The organism is Comamonas sp. AG1104 (genome assembly GCF_003350425.1).
In the GTDB taxonomy this organism is placed as follows: domain Bacteria; phylum Pseudomonadota; class Gammaproteobacteria; order Burkholderiales; family Burkholderiaceae_C; genus Comamonas; species Comamonas testosteroni.
The window spans coordinates 112000-126174 of the sequence record NZ_QQAS01000008.1 but is presented as its reverse complement, the minus strand read 5'-3'; the positions used below and the strand labels follow the sequence as shown (position 1 = coordinate 126174).

11 protein-coding genes and 2 tRNA genes are annotated in these 14175 nt (G+C 62.2%); 5 read left to right on the top strand and 8 right to left on the bottom strand.

Going from position 1 to position 14175, the window contains the following annotated elements:
* Positions 1–74: 74 nt before the first annotated feature.
* The 3 genes from greB to DFO48_RS20965 all read right to left on the bottom strand — a co-directional run bounded on the left by greB (position 75) and on the right by DFO48_RS20965 (position 1044).
* A complete protein-coding gene (gene greB, locus DFO48_RS20975; RefSeq protein WP_003072843.1) occupies positions 75–641 on the bottom strand; it encodes a transcription elongation factor GreB in 567 nt (188 codons plus the stop codon).
* Between the two features lie 101 nt (positions 642–742).
* Positions 743–819, bottom strand: a tRNA-Arg gene (locus DFO48_RS20970).
* Positions 820–967: 148 nt separating this feature from the next.
* A tRNA-Arg gene (locus tag DFO48_RS20965) sits at positions 968–1044 on the bottom strand.
* A 276-nt stretch (positions 1045–1320) separates the two neighbouring features.
* Between DFO48_RS20965 and DFO48_RS20960 the strand changes: the two genes are divergently transcribed.
* A complete protein-coding gene (locus DFO48_RS20960; RefSeq protein ID WP_114864649.1) occupies positions 1321–2844 on the top strand; it encodes a PLP-dependent aminotransferase family protein in 1524 nt (507 codons plus the stop codon).
* Between the two features lie 53 nt (positions 2845–2897).
* Here DFO48_RS20960 and DFO48_RS20955 read toward each other — a convergent pair whose 3' ends face one another.
* Together DFO48_RS20955 and DFO48_RS20950 are read right to left on the bottom strand one after the other, a co-directional pair.
* Positions 2898–4334, bottom strand: coding sequence for an amino acid permease (locus DFO48_RS20955; RefSeq protein ID WP_114864648.1), 1437 nt, complete (start codon positions 4332–4334; stop codon positions 2898–2900).
* A 189-nt stretch (positions 4335–4523) separates the two neighbouring features.
* Positions 4524–4922, bottom strand: coding sequence for a nuclear transport factor 2 family protein (locus tag DFO48_RS20950; protein WP_003072832.1), 399 nt, complete (start codon positions 4920–4922; stop codon positions 4524–4526).
* Between the two features lie 753 nt (positions 4923–5675).
* Between DFO48_RS20950 and DFO48_RS20945 the strand changes: the two genes are divergently transcribed.
* From DFO48_RS20945 to DFO48_RS20930, 4 genes are all read left to right on the top strand, one after another.
* On the top strand, positions 5676–7097 hold the full coding sequence (locus DFO48_RS20945; RefSeq protein ID WP_003072830.1) for an FAD-binding oxidoreductase: 1422 nt from the start codon (positions 5676–5678) through the stop codon (positions 7095–7097).
* A gap of 565 nt (positions 7098–7662) precedes the next feature.
* A complete protein-coding gene (gene tauA, locus DFO48_RS20940) occupies positions 7663–8670 on the top strand; it encodes a taurine ABC transporter substrate-binding protein (protein WP_003072828.1) in 1008 nt (335 codons plus the stop codon).
* A 67-nt stretch (positions 8671–8737) separates the two neighbouring features.
* Positions 8738–9526 carry a taurine ABC transporter ATP-binding protein gene (locus DFO48_RS20935; protein WP_003072826.1) on the top strand — a complete coding sequence of 263 codons (789 nt, stop codon included), beginning with the start codon at positions 8738–8740 and terminating at the stop codon, positions 9524–9526.
* On the top strand, positions 9519–10400 hold the full coding sequence (locus DFO48_RS20930) for an ABC transporter permease subunit (protein WP_003072805.1): 882 nt from the start codon (positions 9519–9521) through the stop codon (positions 10398–10400). Before DFO48_RS20935 ends, DFO48_RS20930 begins: the two co-directional genes overlap by 8 nt.
* A gap of 163 nt (positions 10401–10563) precedes the next feature.
* On the opposite strand, the gene DFO48_RS20925 is transcribed toward DFO48_RS20930, so the two are convergent.
* From DFO48_RS20925 to DFO48_RS20915, 3 genes are read right to left on the bottom strand one after another with little or no spacing between them, the layout of a single operon-like run.
* Positions 10564–12264 carry a cobalt chelatase gene (locus tag DFO48_RS20925; RefSeq protein WP_114864647.1) on the bottom strand — a complete coding sequence of 567 codons (1701 nt, stop codon included), beginning with the start codon at positions 12262–12264 and terminating at the stop codon, positions 10564–10566.
* On the bottom strand, positions 12261–13244 hold the full coding sequence (locus tag DFO48_RS20920) for an AAA family ATPase (protein WP_114864646.1): 984 nt from the start codon (positions 13242–13244) through the stop codon (positions 12261–12263). The genes DFO48_RS20925 and DFO48_RS20920 overlap by 4 nt, the downstream gene beginning before the upstream one ends.
* Positions 13237–14061: an IclR family transcriptional regulator gene (locus DFO48_RS20915; RefSeq protein WP_114864645.1), complete on the bottom strand. Its 825-nt coding sequence runs from the start codon at positions 14059–14061 to the stop codon at positions 13237–13239. Before DFO48_RS20915 ends, DFO48_RS20920 begins: the two co-directional genes overlap by 8 nt.
* Between the last annotated feature and the right edge of the window lie 114 nt (positions 14062–14175).

The following is a 14175-nucleotide window of genomic DNA, read 5'->3' as shown; positions in this document are numbered from 1 at the left end:
TAAAGCGAGTGCAGCTCACAAAATGAAAGCGCGGCATCCGATACGGAAACCGCGCTTTTTTGTTGCCGCTGAACTCAGGATCGAGTTGTGGGCTCAGGATAGCTGACGTCCAGAATCTCCAGCATGCGCACGCCGGCCGGCGTGGGCAAGGCCACCTCATCGCCCACGCGCGCCTTGAGCAACGCGCGCGAAACCGGGGCAATCCAGCTGACCTGGTTCTGCGCGCTGTCCGCCTCGTCAATGCCCATGATGGTGATGGTGCGCTCCACGCCCTCGTCATCCACGTAGCTGACCGTGGCGCCGAAAAAGACCTGGTCGCTGCCTGCGTGCACGCCAGGATCGACGACCTCGGCGATCTCCAGCCGCTTGGTCAGAAAGCGGATGCGGCGATCGATCTCGCGCAGGCGCTTCTTGCCGTAGAGATAGTCGCCGTTTTCGGAGCGGTCGCCGTTGCTGGCCGCCCAGTGCACGATCTCCACGATCTTGGGGCGCTCGTTGTCGATCAGATCCAGCAGCTCGTCCTTGATGCGCTGGTAGCCCCGGGGCGTGATGTAGTTCTTGCCGCCTGCGGGCAATGGCGGCAGAGCGCCGACGTCATCATCGTCGTCGCCGTCCGATTCTTTGGTGAAAGCCTTGCTCATGAGGCCGATCTTCACACAGATCGATGACTGATCAGGCCAGGGCTCGTCAAAGCCCGGAAACGAAAAAGCCTCAGAACCTTGCAGTTCTGAGGCTTGTCGTTTGGTGCGGCTGGCAGGAATCGAACCCACGACCCCTTGGTTCGTAGCCAAGTACTCTATCCAGCTGAGCTACAGCCGCTAAGCCTCGAATTATATACAGTTTTTGAAGCTACTCGGTGAAAACCCGAATTTTTCTTCCAAGACCCTCCAGGCACGTCAGCCCCGTCGCAACAGGCAGAGCAGAAACGAAAAAGCCTCAGAACTTTTCAGTTCTGAGGCTTGTCGTTTGGTGCGGCTGGCAGGAATCGAACCCACGACCCCTTGGTTCGTAGCCAAGTACTCTATCCAGCTGAGCTACAGCCGCTAAGCCTCAAATTATATACATATTTTGGGGCTTGCAGAAAAATCTCCCAGGATTTTCAAATTCCGGGCGCCGCTGCGCGCGTGCAACCACATGAAAAGCCTGATTCCAAGCACGTGCATATGCGCTAATCTCGAGCGCTGAAACCGGTCCGCCAGCAAGCTGCTGGCGGCCTCTGCGATGTCTCGTTCATGGACCCCAAAGAACCAGACCCCGCGCGTCAGGGCAGCCGGTCGCTCCAGGCCACCACGGGCTGCGGCAGTGCATTCAGAACCATCAATGACGACAGACAGAAAACAGGCCTCGCCTTCGATTCCTCCATCCGTGGCCATGTGGGAGCAGTTGTTTCGCCGCAGCGCCAGGCCCTCGCTGAGCCTGCAGGGCCAGATTCGCGAAATGCTGGTCGATGCCATCCTCACCGGCATTCTCGCGCCCGGGGATGCCGTCCCCTCAAGTCGTGAGCTGGCCAAGCTGCTGGGCGTGGGCCGCATCACCGTGGTCATGGCCTACCAGCAGTTGACCGAAGAGGCCTTTTTGCTGAGCCGCGAGAGAAAAGGCCATTTCATCCACCCCGATGTACTGCAGGGCCGCACCGCAGAGCGCAACCCCGGCAACGTCAGGAATGCGGACACCGAGGCGCACACGGACTGGTCGCGCCGCCTGTGGATGCGCCCCAGCCTGCAGCGCAGCATCGTCAAGGAAGACGACTGGCAGCAGTTCCCCTATCCGTTTCTCTACGGCCAGTTCGACAAGGAGCTGTTTCCCACCGCCGCCTGGCGCGAATGCTGCCTCAAGTCCCTGGGCGTGGTGGACATCCGCATGTGGGCACCCGATCACATCACCCGCGACGACGACAGCCTCATCCAGCAGGTGCAGACCAAGATCCTGCCGCGCCGCGGCGTCTGGGCGTCACCCGACGAAATCATCATCACTGTCGGCGCCCAGCATGCGCTGTACATGGTGGCCGATTTGCTGATGCGCGAGGGCACCTCCATCGGCATCGAAAACCCCTGCTACCCCGATGCGCGCAATATCTTCAGCAGCCGCACCTCGCAGGTCATCCCCATTGGCGTGGATGGCGATGGGCTGCCTATCGTCAATGCCATGCGCAAGCTCGAGTACCTCTACGTCACGCCCAGCCATCAGTGCCCCACCGGCGTCACCATGCCGCTGGAGCGGCGCGAAGCCCTGCTCGAGGCCGCACAAAAGCACGATCTCATCATCATCGAGGACGACTACGAAAGCGAAAGCAGCTTCGACGAACAACCCATCCCGGCACTCAAAAGCCTGGACCGCAACAACCGCGTGATCTATATCGGCAGTCTCTCCAAGAGTCTGGCACCCGGCCTTCGCGTGGGCTATATCGTGGCTCCGCCCGAGCTGATCAAGGAGCTGCGCGCGCTGCGCCGTCTGATGATCCGCCATCCGTCCACCTTCATCCAGCGCACATTGGCCATGTTCATCTCGCTGGGCCACTACGAAGCCCAGCTGCGCCGCCTCGGCCAGGCCCAGAAAGAGCGTCATGCCGAGCTGACGGCAGCCATGGCTCGCTACCTGCCCCAATGCCGCATCACGCCGGTACGCGGCGGCGGCTCGTGCTGGGTGCAACTGCCCGACCATGTGCCCGCACAGTCACTGGCACGCCAGGCCGCCGAGCATGGAGTGCTGATCGAGCCCGGCGATGTGTTCTTCACTTCCCCTCGCAACACGGGCAACTTCATACGCCTGGGCTACCAATCCATTCCTGCGGGACAAATCTCCCAGGGCATCAAGGCCCTGGCAGAAGCCATGCACTGCCTGTAGAGGCGCAAAACAAAAAGCCCCGGACTCAGGGTCCGGGGCTTTTGTTGGTCTCATCAACTCTTGTGCAGCTTGGGCGGAGCCAGCTCGTCGAGCAGCCCCTCGGGACTCATTCCGCGCCGCAACGCCTGGCGCACGCGATAGGCAATCAGCAAGATGCACAGGCTGGCCACACCCAGGGCCAGCGGCGTGCGCTGCTCGGGAATGAAGCCCATGGCCACCACGATGGACAGCATGCCCGCAATCGCCAGCCAGGTCAGATAAGGGAAGCACCACATGCGCACCTTGAGCAGATGCGGCGCTTCGCGCTCCAGACGCGAGCGCAGGCGCAGCTGGGAAATCGCAATCAGGATATAGACAAAGATGGCAACCGTTCCGTAGGAGTTCACGAGAAAGGCGAACACCTTGTCGGGAGACAGATAGGACATGACGATGGCGCCGTAGCCGAACAATGTGGCCACCAAAATCGCGTACACGGGCACGCCGTTGCGGCTGACCTGGGCCAGCACCTTGGGCGCATCGCCGCGTCGCGTCAGCGCAAACAGCATGCGCGACGAAGCATAAAGCCCGGAGTTGAGCGCCGACAGCACGGCGGTCAGCACCACTGCATTCATGATCTGGGCTGCGGCCGGCACGCCCATGGCATCGAGAGCGCTGACATAGGGCGTGGACATGCCGGTGGAGTTCCATGGCACCAGGCAGGCCACCAGCAGCACCGATCCCACATAGAACACCAGCACGCGCAGGATGACCGAATTCGTGGCCTTGGCCACGGCCTTCTGGGGCTCAGCGGTTTCGGCCGCCGCAATCGTCACAATCTCCGCGCCGAAATAGAAGCCGGTCGCGGCCACCGCGCCCGTGAGCACCGGAACGATGCCGTTGGGCATGAAGCCGCCGTTCTGGCTCAGGTTGGCGACATGCATTCCGCCGCCTCCCGGTGTCAGGCCCAGCACATAGACGCCGGCGATGAACAGAAACACCACGATGGCCGCCACCTTCACGGAAGCCAGCCAGAACTCGCACTCGCCAAAGGATTTGACCGAGACCAGATTAGTCAGCGTCATCATGACCAGCAGGACCAGACTGATGCTCCAGGCCGGCACGTCGGGCAGCCAGTAGCGCACCAGCTCAGCCCCCGCCACCGCTTCGATGGCCACGACGATGACCCAGAAGTACCAGTACATCCAGCCCGTCAGAAACCCCGCCAGCTGCCCCACGGCGGGCCGGTCGCGCCAGGCTTCCCGGGCGTACTCGTAAAACGAGCCGCCTGTCATGGAACAGGCCATCTCGCCCAGCATGCGCATCACCAGCACCACCAGCAGGCCGGTGATCAGAAAAGAGATGACGGCCGCCGGCCCGGCCGACTTGATGACCACGCCGCTGCCGACGAACAGCCCGGCTCCGATGACGCCGCCCAGGGCAATCATGGTCATGTGCCGCTGTTTGAGGCTGTGCGACAGCCCGTCCGGCGACGAATGCGGATTTCCAATCATTTTTGTCTCCTGTCTTGCCGGCATGGGAATGCCGGTCGCCACGGCTTTATGTATCTGGTCGTGCCTTGCTGCTCGTGCAGGCCGTTGCCGTGGTCGTTCAGTTATCTGCTTGAAAATTGTCGTGAGAAGCCCTGCGTGCAACGCCTCCCACCGTAAGGCAAGAAGGTGTGCCCGCAGGCCTGACGTGTGTCAGGAAAGCGCCACTGGAGGACGATCCTTGCGGTAGGCGTTCTTGACGGCGATCTTGCCGTCGCGAAAGGTGAACACATCGACCATGCGCGCCTCTACCCGCAGGCCGTCGGCCTTGGTGCCTTTGAAGGTGCTTTCCGAGACGCCGCGCGCGCCCTGGACGAAATGCTCTCCGTCCACCCAGGCGGCATCGGGGAAGGCCTGCCAGGCCAGCTGAAAGCCCTCGCGTACCGCCTCCCGGCCCACAAAACTGCGCCCCATCAGATCAGGGCCGGCTACGGCGTGAAACTCGCATTCGTCGGCCATGAAGTCCATCAATGCGTCAATGTCATGCCGATTCCACGCGTCGGAGAAACGCGCCAGAAACTGGACATCGGGTTGGGATTCTTGCTTGCTCATATGCTCTCCAGATTGCTGTCATGTCATGGGGCCGACCATTGCAAAAGCGACCCCTTTCGATCGAAAAATGCCTGAAATTCCGATGGCTCATGGTAGGTAGCACTGGCTCCATTTCGTAGGACCAGTTGCTGGCTATCGTTAAGTCCAAGGCCTTGCCGCGCAAGGCGCGGACCCCTCGCGCAAAGACGGCGGCACGCACCGAAAAAATGCCTTGAAAAAGGCCGCATTTCCTCTGAGCGAGACGCTCTGCCGCAGCTCTTGCGGATGCAGACCGAGGCCCGTCGGCAAACGCCTCTTGTGCGGCCTCATTTAGGTGAAAACGATAGGAGAGCATCAACACGCTCAATGCGGTCATCGCCGCCGCAGGCGCAGGGAAAGCTCACGGCAACGCCCGCTGGCTGCACAGGTTGCGGTGGACTCCAATGCATCCCCCTGAGGTGGCGAGTGACACCGCCTGGTCATGCCGGCCTGAAGCAGGCCAGCACGCAGCCCCGCCCGGCGAGTGCGACTCGATGGGGCGCCCGGTTTGCAAGAGACTCGCCGCAGCCCCTCTGCGGCAATCCCGAGGTTCGAATGACCAGGCTTGCAAGCTGGCTCCATCAAAACCTGTGCCGTGGCCCTAACCAGCGACACAGGGGGCTGGCTATGCTGCTCTGGACATCGCAAGCAGTGCATCAGCATTGACTTTGCGCACATCAATTCCATAGCAATAGAGCGCCGCTTCAAACGCAGCCACACCAGGAGACCACCGCCATGAAAGCCGAGGACATCCGCCCCAGCCATCTGAATCCATACGACCCGCAGTACGACCCCCTGGTTGCAAGAAACCCCGGACATGGCGCCGGCTACGCTCCGACCTACTGGGTAGGAACGGCAGGCAGACCGCCTGACGACGATGGCCCGGTCTGCGGCGACATGGAAGCCGATGTGGTCATCGTCGGCTCGGGCTTCACGGGCCTGTCCACTGCGCTGTTTCTGGCCCGCGAACACGGTATTCGCGCCGTGGTTCTCGAAGCCAACCAGAGCGCCTGGGGCTGCACCAGCCGCAACGGCGGCCAGGGCCAGAATGCCAGCGGCCGTCTGTATCGCTCGCAGTGGATAGAGCGCTGGGGCAAGGACGTGGCCCTGAAGCTGGACGCGGAAATCCGCGAAGGATTCGACACCTTCAAGAACCTGGTTGCCGAGTTTCCAGAATGCGAGCCGCAACCGGGAGGGCATTTGTATATTGCCCACCGCGACCGAAAAATGGATTTTCTGCGCAACGAGACCCGCGTCATGCGCGAAGTCTTCGGCTATGACGCCCGCATACTCAGCGTCGACGCAGTGCGCCGCGACTATGTCGACGACGCCGACTGCCGTGGCGCGATGCATGAGCCCGACGGCATTGGCGTGCATCCGCTCAAGCTGGCGTTCGGCTATCTGCGCAAGGCCCGCGAGCTGGGAGTGAAGGTGCATCCCGCCAGTCCCGTGCTGGGCATGGAAACGCGAAACGGAGTGCATTACCTGCAGACACCGGGCGGCACGGTCAAGGCACGCGCCGTCGGCTTTGCCACCGGCGGCTATACCAGCAACGGACTTCACCCCAGCCTGCGCTCCAAGATCATGCCGATTCTCTCGAACTCGCTGGTCACCAGGCCCTTGACGCAAGAAGAGCTGGCCGCCACCAATTTCAAGACCACGCAAGTCATCACCGACACCCGCACCCTGCGCTTTTACTACCGCAAGCTGCCCGACAACCGCGTGCAGATCGGCAGCCGCAGCTCGATCACCGGCGCCGATGCGCCCAATCCGGTCCATATGGCCAAGCTGGTTGAGGGCCTGCACCACAAGTTCCCGGCCCTCAAGGGAATCCAGGTGGACTACTCCTGGTGGGGCTGGGTCGATGTAAGCCACGACATGATGCCGCGCATCACCCAGCCCGATCCAAGGCAAAGCGTCTTCTATGCGGTCGGCTATGGCGGCAATGGCGTGTCGTTCTCTGCGCATGCAGGCCGTCGCATGGCCCAGCGCATCGCAGGCCAGAACCTCAAGGCCTTCGAGTTGCCAATCTACAACTCATCGCTCGAATATCCGAATGTGTTCAATATGGTGCGCTCGGAGGCATTTGCACCATTTCGCCGCATGGGCCAGCGCTTTCTCTACCACTGGTATCACATGAACGACGAGAAAAACTGACCCTGCCAGCCGCCGTTCGGCTTCACGCAACGAAGAGCACCTTCCGCAAGGAAGGTGCTTTTTTTTCATCCTATCTACGGATGCGGTGCAGCCCCCTCTCGGGCGTCCCGGCCACAGGAAAAACCGCCCCTGTGGCACGCATATTGCGCAAGCGCTCATGCCTCTCGGACAGCCCAATCCTCCCGCATCTGTCCGCGATCAGTGAAACCACCTAAGCCCATGCGGACACCGCAAAAACGCCTTCCACCAGAACCGAGATATCCCGTGCAAGCCGCGCCATGCAAGGCTTTGCAATGCACGGTCGCGGTGCACGCCAACCCGTGCTGCACGCACCATCCGAGGCCGTGCGCGACTGGACCTAACGATTCACATCAACTGGCCCTACTGGCCTCACAAGGTTGCTCACTACGATCCGCTCAGAAAGCTCTTTGAGCCTCGCGATGCGGCTTTCAACCGGTTCAGCCAGAAGCGGGAATGGGAAAGCAAGTCAGCAAGAGTGAGCACAGCAAGGGTTCTCTGGTCTAAGTCTTCAACCGATATCGCTCTAACCAAGGAGAAATTGGCAATGAAAATGCAAAAACGATGGATGCTGAAAGCGGGTGCCGCGACAGCAGCACTGGCCATGACCGGCTTCGCGCTGGCGCAGCAGAAAACCGTGACCTTCGCCAACCAGGACATGCTGGTGCCTCTGCGACTGGTCATGGAGTCGGGCGAGGTGGAAAAGGAGACGGGCTACAAGATCAACTGGCGCATGTTCTCGGGCGGCGGCGACGTGATACGGGCGATGGCCTCGGGTGACGTGCAGATGGGAGAGGTGGGATCCAGCCCGCTGACCGCAGCCGCCAGTCAGGGGCAGGACATCAAGCTGCTCTGGATCTCTGCAGACATCGCCAGCGCCGAAGCCCTGGTGGCACGTGATGGCGGCGGCATCAGCAATTTCAAGAGCATGGAGGGCAAACGCATAGGCGTGCCGTTCGTCTCCACCGCACACTACCAGCTGGTCGCGGCCCTGGGCAAGGAAGGCGTTGACGCACGCAAGGTCAACATCATGAACATGCGCCCGCCAGAGATTGCCGCTGCCTGGGAGCGCGGCGATATTGACGGCACCTTCGTCTGGGATCCGGTGCTGGCCAAGGTCAAGCAAAAGGGCAAGGTGATTGCCACCTCCGGCTCCATTGCGCAGATGGGCTATCCCACCTTTGAGGGCATTGCTGTGAGCAGCAAGTTCGCCCAGGAAAATCCCCAGTTCATGGTGGCCTTCATCAAGGCCCTGAATCGGGCCAGCGCCCAGGTGCGCGACAACCTGGCCAGGTGGACTCCCGATTCGCCCGAGATCAAGGCGATTGCCAAATGGAGCAAGGCCGACCCCAAGGACGTGCCCGCAGCCATGGCGCTTTACCGCTTCCCCAGCGCCGAGGAGCAGCTCGGCGTGCAGTGGCTGGAAGGCGGTGCGGCCAAGGCAATGACCAATACTGCAACGTTTCTGAAGTCGCAGGGACGAATCCAGGAGGTCAAGCCCGACTACGCCGCGTACGTCAACAGCAGCTATGTCAAGCAGGCAATCGGCCGCTGACTGCCCGCCCACGACGGGAGTTTCCCGTCGTGGCTCCCAGCTTTGTTTCACATAGGAGGGCAATGTCATGCCGACTCTGGATATACGTGACCTGACCGTCAATTACGAGGTCAAGGGCGGGCACTTGCAGGCCCTGGCGCCCGTCAACCTGACCATGCATGAAGGCGACTTCGTGGTCGCGCTGGGGGCATCGGGCTGCGGCAAGACCACGCTGCTCAACTGCATGGCAGGTTTTCTGGCACCTTCCAGCGGCCAGATCCTGCTGGACGGAAAACCCATTCAGGGCCCCGGAGCCAATCAGGGGGTGGTGTTTCAGAAGCATGCGCTGATGCCATGGCTCAATGTGATCGACAACGTCGCGCTGGGACTGCGCATGCGCGGCATGGATCTGAAGACGCGCACGCAGATCGCCGAAGAGAAACTGGGTCTCGTGGGCTTGCAGAACTACGCCAGGCGTGCTGTCTATGAACTGTCTGGCGGCATGCAGCAACGTGTCGGCATTGCCCGCGCGCTGGCCAACGATCCGGCACTACTGCTAATGGATGAACCCATGGGTGCGCTTGATGCCTTCACGCGCGAACAGGTTCAGGAAATCCTGCTGCGGGTATGGCATGCCACCCACAAGATGGTGTTCTTCATCACCCATTCGGTGGAGGAGGCGCTGTTTCTGGCCAGCCGGCTGATCGTCATGAGCCCCAGCCCGGGCCGCATCTCCCATGTCTACGACGACATGCCGTTCTGCCATGAGTTTCTGCGCACCGGCGATGCGCGTGCCGTCAAGTCGCGCCCCGACTTCATCAGGATGCGCGAAGAAGTTCTGAGTCTGATTCACCACCGGGAGCCTGCCAATGTCTGAAGCAGTCCAAATCAACCATCTGCCCGCCACGACAGCGCGCGTGCAGCCCAAGGCCACTGCCCCGCAGGCGTCAGGACCGGTGAAGACCAGTCGCTTCAAGACCCCCGGCGAAGGCTCCAGCCTTGGCATCAGCATCGTCACCGTGGCCTTGCTGCTGGCACTGTGGTTCGCCGCCACCAATCTCGGCTGGATCAAGCCCTTGTTCCTGCCCAGCCCGCAGGCGGTGTTCCAGCAGTTCTATGAATACCTGACCGGGCAGGCCAACGACAAACCGCTGTGGCAGCATTTCTCGGCAAGTCTGCTGCGCGTGACCGTGGCGTTCTGGCTGGCCTTCCTGATTGCCGTTCCACTAGGCATTGCGATGGGGATGTCGCGCTTTGCACGCGGCATCTTCGACCCCCCCATCGAGTTCTACCGCCCCCTGCCACCACTGGCCTATCTGCCGCTGATCATCATCTGGTTCGGCATCGATGAAACGCCGAAGATTCTGCTGATCTTCCTGAGCTGCTTTGCGCCCTTGGCTCTGGCGGCACGCTCGGGCATGCGCAGCGCCGCACAGGAGCAGATCAATGCCGCCTATTCGATGGGAGCAAGCTACTTCCAGGTGATCCGCCATGTGATCTTGCCGGCGGCCCTGCCCGACATTCTGGTGGGCATGCGCATTGCCATCGGCTTTGGCTGGACGACTCTGGTGGCCGCCGAAATGGTGGCAGCGAACGTGGGTCTGGGTCAGATGGTGCTCAACGCCTCGAACTTCCTGCGCACCGACATCGTGATCATGGGCATCATCGTCATCGGTGTGATCGCCTATGTGTTCGATCTGTTCATGCGCTGGGTCGAAAAGCGCCTGGTTCCATGGAAGGGACGCATGTAAGCCCTGTCACTTCCCGCCTGCGCGAGCGGCGGGGAGTAGTCGGACAAGCAGGCGACGGAGCAGACATTGCGCCTTCCCGCCGCCTCTTTTTTTGGCTTGCTGGGTATAGTTGCTCAGCCGTGTGCGGCCCCATCGCAGGGATGGGTCGCACAGTCCATCCCTGTCATCGTTTGCACAGCATCTCGGCCACCGAAAACAGCAGGGCCTCGTCGATATCGTGCTGCAGATCGACGGCAAGCCTTTGACGGTAGAAGACCCCCAAATCCAGCCCTACGCCCAGGGCACAGACCTTCACGCCGCCCATACGCTCCTGGGCGGCAAGAACCTGCCGCAGATGCTGATCCAGATAATGCTCGTCATTGGCCTGATGGGTCGCCGTGTCCATGGGACAGCCATCGGAGATCACGAGCAGGATACGACGCTGCGCGGTCTTGGCGCGCAGCCTCTGGCACGCCCATTCCACGGCCTCGCCGTCGATGCCTTCACGAAAGATGTCGGGCTTGCGCAGCGCCGCAATGCCATGCCGGGCGTGACGCCAGGGCTTGGCCCCGTCCTTGAAGACAATGTGCAGGCGCTCGTTGAGACGCCCCGGAAACTGGGGCTGGCCGGCGCGCTGCCAGCGGCGGCGCGTTCTGCCGCCATTCCAGGCCTGCGTGGAAAAACCCAGTATCTCCACGCTCGCACCGGCCATCTCCAGCGCTCGCCCCAGCACGTCGAGCAACAGCGACAGGGGCTTGGCAAAGGTTTTCATGGATCCCGAGCAGTCCATGAGAATGGTGACTGCGGTCTCGTTGACGGGGCGCTGCATTTCGTCCTTGAAAATCGCGCGCTGCTGCGGGTCCGTCACCAGCTGGGACAGGCGGCTGCCGTCCAGATGGCCTTCCTCCAGCCCGAAGTTCCAGCCATTGCGCTGCGTGCTGGCCAGGCGCTGCTGCAGATAGCGCGCCAGCCGCCCGGCCTGCTGCAATCCCGAGCGCGCCAGTTCCTCATCCATCTGCTCCCGGAACTGGGCCAGCTGCAACGCGCGGATCAATTCACCGGCCTGCACCTCCCTATCGAACTCGCGCGTGAAAACCCGGTAGCTTTGCGCGGTACCGGCCCAGGCCCGGCTGTCGCCGCTTTGCGCCACGGGCATGCCGTCCTGACTCTGAGACTCAAAGTGCAGAGGCAGGGCAAAACTGCTGCGTCGCCTGGGGCCGCCGGCACCGCGCGGCGCATCCTCCTGCGCCGCACGCACCGCCATGCCGACCCAGCGGCTGACGGCCAGGGCTGGCTCGACAAACTGGAGCTGCCGGTCTCTGAAGCGCCGCAGCCGATCCCAGTGCCGGCCCAGCGGGCAAGCCATGGACATCCGCGTGGACTCCACCAGATCAGCCATGCGCTCCGGTATCTCATGCCCGGTCAGCCGGCTCCAGGCCGTGATGGCCACCGTAAACAGCAAGATGCCAAGACTGCTTTCCGTCAGGCCGGAATCCACGAATGCCTGGCACCAGTTCACAAAGCGCTGGCGCATGTTCTCGCGCGCTCCGGGCCAGGCATCGGGCACCAGGCTCTCCACGCGCAACTGCTCGAGCAGCTCGAACACCATGCGCTCCACCGGGTCCTCGGGCAGATGTGCCTGGAACAGGGCCTGGTCGCTCCACTGCAGACGCAGCCCCATGCTGTCGAGCAGGCCGCGCTGATCCGTCTGCTGCACCGGCACCTGGCTATGGTGGGCCGCCGCCTGGGGTATGGGCGTGGTGCCGCGGTACAGCGTCTGACCGCTCCATTGCAGGCTGGCGTCGCCGGTGACCGCGCGCAGCATGGCGCCGCCCCAGGCCTCCATGCGGGACAGCGAGGCAGGGCCGGAGGTCCCGGCGCTCATGCCAGCAACGCCAGTGCTGGTTCTGCGGGCTGCGCCAGCTCCTGGGCGAAGCAGCGCTGGAAATATTCGCTCACGATGGCGCGCTCTGCAGGCTCGCATTTGTTGAGGAACGACAGCTCGAAGGCCAGCTTCAGATCGTGAAAGATGGAAATGTTTTCCGCCCAGTTGATCACCGTGCGCGGAGACATCAGCAAGGTCAGATCCCCCACGGCAAAGCCCTTGCGCGTCAACCCGGCCAGCGCCACCATGGCTTCCACCTTGCGGCGCCCGTCGGCTGTGGCGAGCTCCGGCACACGCGCCAGCACGATGGCCGCTTCCTCGGCCGGGGGCAGATAGTTCAGGCTGGTGACCAGATTCCAGCGATCGAGCTGGGCATGGTTGAGCTGCTGCGTGCCGTGATAGAGCCCGTTGAGATTGCCCTGCCCCAGGGTGTTCATGGTGGCAAACAGCCGAAAGCACGGATGCGGCTGGATCACGCGCTTTTGATCGAGCAGGGTAAAGCTGCCCTCACGCTCCAGAACCCGCTGGATGACAAACATCACGTCGGGGCGTCCGGCGTCGTACTCGTCAAACACCATGGCCACGGGCCGCTGCAGTGCCCAGGGCAGAATGCCTTCCTGGAACTGGGTCACCTGCTTGCCTTCCTGCAGCACGATGCTGTCCTTGCCCACCAGATCCAGGCGGCTGATATGACCGTCCAGATTCACGCGCACGCAGGGCCAGTTCAACCTGGCGGCCACCTGCTCGATATGCGTGGATTTTCCCGTGCCATGCAGGCCCTGAATGACGACGCGCCGGTTGTGCGCGAAGCCCGCCAGGATGGCTTGCGTCACCTGCGGATTGAGGCGGTAGGCCTTGTCAATGGCGGGAACATGTTCGCTCGGCTCGGCAAAAGCCGGCACGCTCATGTCCGTGTCGATGCCAAATACATCGCGCACGCTGACGGTGCGGGTGGGCTGCAGCTGGCTCAGGTCAGTCATCATCGGTTTCCGGTGGAACGTCATCGTTAATGCGGGCGATCGCCTCGACGGCCGCCTGCAGCTTGGGAAGAAAGGACAAGGCCTTCTCCTTGGAAAAACGCATGATGGGCGCCTGCACGGCAAGCCCCATATTGGAGTTGCCATTGGGTGCAGGCACCAGCACACCAAGGCACAGCAACCCGGGCAGGAACTCCTCGTTGTCGAAGGCGTAGCCCTGCGTCCGCACCTGATCGAGCTCCTGCTCCAGCGCCTCGAAGGTCGTCAGCGTGTTGCCGGTGAACGCTTCCAGCGGCACATTGGCCAGCAGCCGGCGGCGCTGTGCGGGCGACATCTGGCTCAGGAACAGCTTGCCCGTGGCCGAACAGTGCGCGGGCACGCGCGAGCCCGGATGCAGATAAAAGCGCAGCGGGGCCGGCGTCTCCACGCGGTCCAGATACAGGACCTCGCTGCCCGAAAAAGCCGTGATGTTGCAGCTCTCGCCGAGCTCGCGCACCAGCTGGGTCAGCACCGCATGCCGCGCGCCATGCGTGGTGTTGTTGAGCAACACGTTCTGCGCCAGCCGCATCAGCCGCTGGCCCGTGCCGTAGTGGCGGCCGTTGCCATCTCTTTGCAGGATTCCGGCGCCCTCCAGCTGCGCAAGCATGCGGTGCATGGTCGGCTTGGGCAGCCCTGTCTCTTCCACCATGGTTTGCAAGGTGAAGGGCTGGCTCTTCTGCGCCACGGCTTCCAGCAGCGCGAACAAACGCAGATTGGGCGTGTCTCCGTCCAGGCGAGCCGAGGGGGTGTCTTCGCTGTGCTTCATATCGCTGTCGATCATAGTAATTTCCATTTTTCGAGTCAATTTGTTCCGCAAAAAGAAATTTACTTGCATAAACTCGAAAAAATGCCATAGACTGACATCGTTATTTCTTTTTTCGGAACCATGGGTTTC